We start from the raw sequence: 4,803 nt of genomic DNA on the forward strand, positions 1-4,803 counted from the left end.
CTCGCGCAGCGGCAACCGCTCCATGCCGGCGACCCAGCGGGTGCGCCCGCGCAGCGCCACCGCGACCTCGCCGACGTGCGGCGCGGCCAGTTCGTCGGCGAGCAGCGTCAGAACCCTGTCGTCCGGGTCGGCCGGGATGTCCACGTGCCGCGCCCGGATGTTGCCGTGCTCCTGCGAGATCACCTTCGCGGCGACGGCGAGGGTGACCCGCTCGCTGGCCGGTTCCGGGTCGGCCTCGGTGACGGCGTACGCACCCGCGCTGATCACGTCGATCTGCACCGGGTCGGTGACGCCATGCTCGCTGAGCGCCTTGACCAGGCCGATCAGGCTGTAGAGGCCGTGCCGCTGCGCCTGCTCGAACCCTGCGACATCACGGCTCGGCGGGGCCGCGGCCGACCAACAGTGCACGACGCGTCCCGGGAACGGGCCGAGGGCCAGCAGATCCCGCACGAGCAGTTCGTAGTCTGCGGCGTTCTCCGGACGCACGTTCCAGTGTCCGTCGGCGTGACGTTCGAACGCGTCACCGGGAGTCACCCGCAGTGCTGGACCATCACCGACGAGCCAGTCGGCGACGCCGTAGCCGCCATCGTCAGCGCCACTGTCTTCGAACACGAGCACCGGTCCGCCGTCCGCGGCGGCCGGCTCGCCGAGGGGCGAACCGTACGACTGCTTCCATACCGGGATGGAGAACCAGTCCTCCAGCGGGAGCTTGCCTGCCGCGGCCGGACCCGAGCCGGCGATGCCTGCCGCGCCGGGCTCGACCCAGTACGACTTGCCCTCGAACGGATAGGTCGGCAGCGGCACGTGCCGGCGGCGCTGCCCGGCGTAGAACAGCGACCAGTCCAGCGGCTGGCCGGAAGCCCACATCCGGCCGAGGCACGAGAGCAACGCGGCGTACTCTGCGCCGGGCTCGCGGGTGCGGCCCAGCGAGGCGTGCACCGGCACGCCGGTCTCCCGGTCGGGGTGCCGCCGGGTGTACGAGGCCAGCGTCTGGCCGGGGCCGACCTCCAGGAACAGGTAGTCGCCGTCGGCCAGCAGCGTGGCGATCCCGTCGGCGAAGCGCACGGTCCGGCGCAGGTGCCCGGCCCAGTAGTGCGGGTCGGTGGCCTCGTCGTCGCGGATCCACGTACCGGTCACGTTGGACAGGAACGGCCGCTCGGGGCGGCGCAACGGAACCGTGGCGAGCAGATCGGCCAGTTGGGCGGCGGCCGGTTCCATCATCGCCGAGTGGAAGGCGTGCGAAGTGGCCACCCGGCGGTTCGGTATCGCGTCCTGCGCGAGGCGCCGCACCAGTGCCCTGATCTCGTCTGCGGGTCCTGAGACAGTGCACGAGGACGGTTCGTTGACCGCCGCCACGGCGAGGCCGCCGCCGGCGAGGTACGGTTCGAGTTCGTCGGGGCCGAGAGTCACCGCGATCATCGAGCCGGGCGGCGCTTCCTGCACCAGCCGGCCGCGCGCGGCGATCACCCGCAGCGCGTCGGGCAGCGTCATCACTCCGGCCAGCGCCGCCGCGACGTACTCGCCGACGCTGTGCCCGATCATGGCGGACGGCCGCACGCCCCAGCTCTCCCACAGCCGCGCCAGGGCGTAGTCGACCACAAACATGGCCGGCTGGGTCAGCCGGGTCTGACCGAGATCCAGCGCAGGGCCCTGGTATCCGCGCAACGCGGGGTAAAGCGCGTCGCGCAGGTCCGCGCCGAGCTCCGGTTCGAGCAGCCGCGCGCACTCGTCGACCGCGTCCCGGAACACCGGCTCACCCCGGTAGCAGGCTTCTGTCATACCTGGGTATTGCGCGCCCTGCCCGGGGAACATGAACGCCACCGGCCGGTCGCGCGGCTCGCCGGAGTCGACGTGCACTGACAGCGGATCGCCGGTCGTCAGTGCGTCGGCCGCGGTCTGCGGACCGGTGGACAGTACGGCGGCCCGGTAGTTGAACATGCGTCGGCCGGTCGCGAGCGTGAACGCCGCATCGGCCAAGAACGCGGTGTCTTCCGGCTCGTACTCCCGCAGATGCGCGGCAAGCGACTGGCGCGCTTCGGCCAGCGCGGCCGGCGACTTGCCGGACACCGGCAGCAGCGCGATCGTTCGCGACGGGCCCGACGGCGCCGGGACCGGCGCCTCCTCCAGGATCACGTGCGCGGTGGTGCCCCCCATGCCGACCGAGTGCACGCCGCAGCGCAGCGGTCCGCCGTCCGGCCCCGGTTCCCACGCGGCGCTCGCCGTCGGGATCCAGAAGCGGCCCGCTGCCGCGTCGCACTCCGGATTCCACTTCTCGAAGTTCACCGTCGGCACCAACTGCCGGTGGCGCAGCATCAGGACCGACTTGATCAGCCCCGCGATACCCGCGGCGACGCTGATGTGACCGATGTTGCCCTTCACCGACCCAAGCGCACAGGGCTGCTCCTCACGGCCACCGTAGGCCTCGCTGAGCGCGGTGAACTCGATCGGATCGCCCATGCGCGTGCCGGTGCCGTGCGCCTCGACGTACCCGACCGACGAGCGGTCCACCCCGGCCACCGCCAGCGCCTCACTCGCGGCAGACGCCTGGCCGCCCACGCCCGGAGCGGAGAAGCCCGCGCGCGCCGAGCCGTCGTTGGCCACCGCGGAGCCCAGCAGCACGGCCCAGATCTCGTCCCCGTCCGCGAGCGCGTCCTCAAACCGCTTGAGCACGACGACACCGGCGCCGTTCCCGAACACCGTGCCGTCGGCCTCGGCGTCGAAGGGCCGGCAGTGCCCGGCGCGGGACAGGATGCCGTCGGGCTCGTGCAGGTAACCGGCCTCCTGCGGGAAGCGAATGGACACTCCCCCGGCCAGCGCCATGTCGCACTCCTGCGCCAGCAGGCTCTGCGCCGCCAGATGAACGGCCACCAGCGCGGTCGAGCACGCGGTCTGCACCGCAATGCTCGGGCCGGTCAGGTTCAGGTGGTACGAGGTGCGGGTTGTCAGATAGTTGCTGTCGTTGCCCATCCGGGCGGACTCGTCCGCGCCGAGACGGGACAGCGAGCCGACGTAGACGCGCTCACTGGTCAGCAGGTTGTTCAGCGCGTAGGTGTTGCCGAGCGCGCCAGCGAATACCCCGATGGCGCCTTCGTAGCTCTCCGAGTTGTAGCCGCTGTGTTCGAGCGCGGACCAGGCCTGCTGGAGAAAGACGCGCATCTGCGGATCCATCCGCTCCGCGTCGCGCGCGCTGAGATAAAAGAAGGACGCGTCGAACCGGTCCGCGCCGTCGATGACGGCCGCCCGCTTGATGTAGTCGGAGTCGTTGACGCTCTCCAGCGGCACGCCGGCCGCCAGCAGCGCGTCATCACGCAGCGTGCGCAGCGACTCCACCCCGCCGGTAAGGTTCGCCCAGAACTCGGCGTGGTCGCCGGCCCCGGGAAACCGGCAGGCCAGTCCCACCACGGCCACCCGGGCGTCGGCCGCCTGCTCGCTCATCGCTCGTTCTCCCCTTCCGGAACGCGGTCGGCGCCCGCTGTGCTGATGCCTGCGGCGCTGGGGCTAGTGCTTGCGGCGCCCGGGCCAGTGTCTGCGGCGCTGATACCTATACCTATGGCGCTGGTTCCTGCGGCAACGGTGCGGGCCGATCGTCTGCGGGCACCACGATCGGCGGCGGCGCGAGTTGTGTTAGGACGAGCTGCGGTGGGACGCCCGGACCCGGTCCCGGCATCACGCCGACCGCCGACTAGTTCGGCGAGTGCACGTATCGTCGGCGCCGCGTAGAGGTCGACCATGCGCACTGGCCGGTCGAACGCGGAGCGCAGTAGCGCGTGAACCGCCGTCAGCCGCAGCGAGGTGCCGCCAAGGTCGAAAAAGTTGTCGTCCAGGCCGACCTCGTCGAGTCCCAGCACCTCGCTCCACGCCGCGACGATCGTGCGCTCCAACGCGTTGCCGGGACCGGCGAACGCGGTCGCCAGGCGCGGGCGCTCGCGCGAGGGGGGTGGCAGGTTCGCCCGGTCGATCTTGTTGTTGACGGTGAGCGGAAGCGCGTCCATGAACACGTACGCGGTCGGCACCGCGTGGTCGGGCAGATATCGGCGCGCCTCGGCGCGCAGTTCGTCGACGGAAGGGACCGACCCGCGCGCGGGCACGACGTAGGCGACCAGCCGCCGCCCGCCGGACTCGTCCTCGTGCGCCGCGACGACGGCGTCATCAACGTTCGCGCCGCGCTTCAGGCGGTCTTCGACCTCTGTGACGTCGACCCGGATGCCGGAGATCTTGACCTGGAAGTCACGGCGGCCGAGCAGTTCGAGCGTGCCGTCCGCGCGCCGCCGGGCAAGGTCGCCGGTGCGATGGCTGGCCGGATCGCCGGAGACCGGCGCCCGGCCCTCGGCGAGGTGTTCGCTGTACACGACGATCTCGCCGTCGCCGGGCCCGTCCACCACCGCGCCGGTCTCGTCCAGCAGACGCACGGCCGTGGCGTGCACCGGTTGCCCCAGTGGCAGCACGGCGCCGGGCGGCCGGTAGGACTTGTCGGCGACCATCAGCAGCGCGCAGGAACACTCGGTCGATCCGTAGGCGCTGGCGAGCAGGCAGTCATCGGAGAACCCGCGGTGGTAGGCCTCCAGGTCGGCCTGGTGGATGTGGTCGCCGCCGAGGGCCAGCACGCGTACATCAGGCAGTTCAGTGCCCTGATCACGCATCGCGCGGGTCAGGTTGCGGAATATCGGCAGCGTGGAGTGGTAGACGGAGACGCGCGTCGTGCGCATCCAGTCGATGAGCCCTGCGACACCGATCGCCTTCAGGTCGATCGGCAGCAGCGTGCCGCCGCTCAGCAGCGCCGCGAACGTGTCCTGGACCGCCGAG

General features: G+C 71.6%; 2 protein-coding genes. Both read right to left on the reverse strand.

Annotated elements, in window-relative coordinates:
- Positions 1–3,435, reverse strand: a 3,435-nt coding sequence (locus VGS97_RS09810) for a type I polyketide synthase (protein ID WP_326853008.1), incomplete at its 3' end; no start/stop codon positions are given.
- A partial coding sequence (locus tag VGS97_RS09815) for a non-ribosomal peptide synthetase (protein ID WP_326853010.1) occupies positions 3,432–4,803 on the reverse strand: 1,372 nt, incomplete at its 5' end. The genes VGS97_RS09810 and VGS97_RS09815, both read right to left, overlap by 4 nt.

This window comes from Actinocrinis sp., from assembly GCF_035946395.1.
Classification (GTDB): Bacteria; Actinomycetota; Actinomycetes; order Streptomycetales; family Catenulisporaceae; genus Actinocrinis.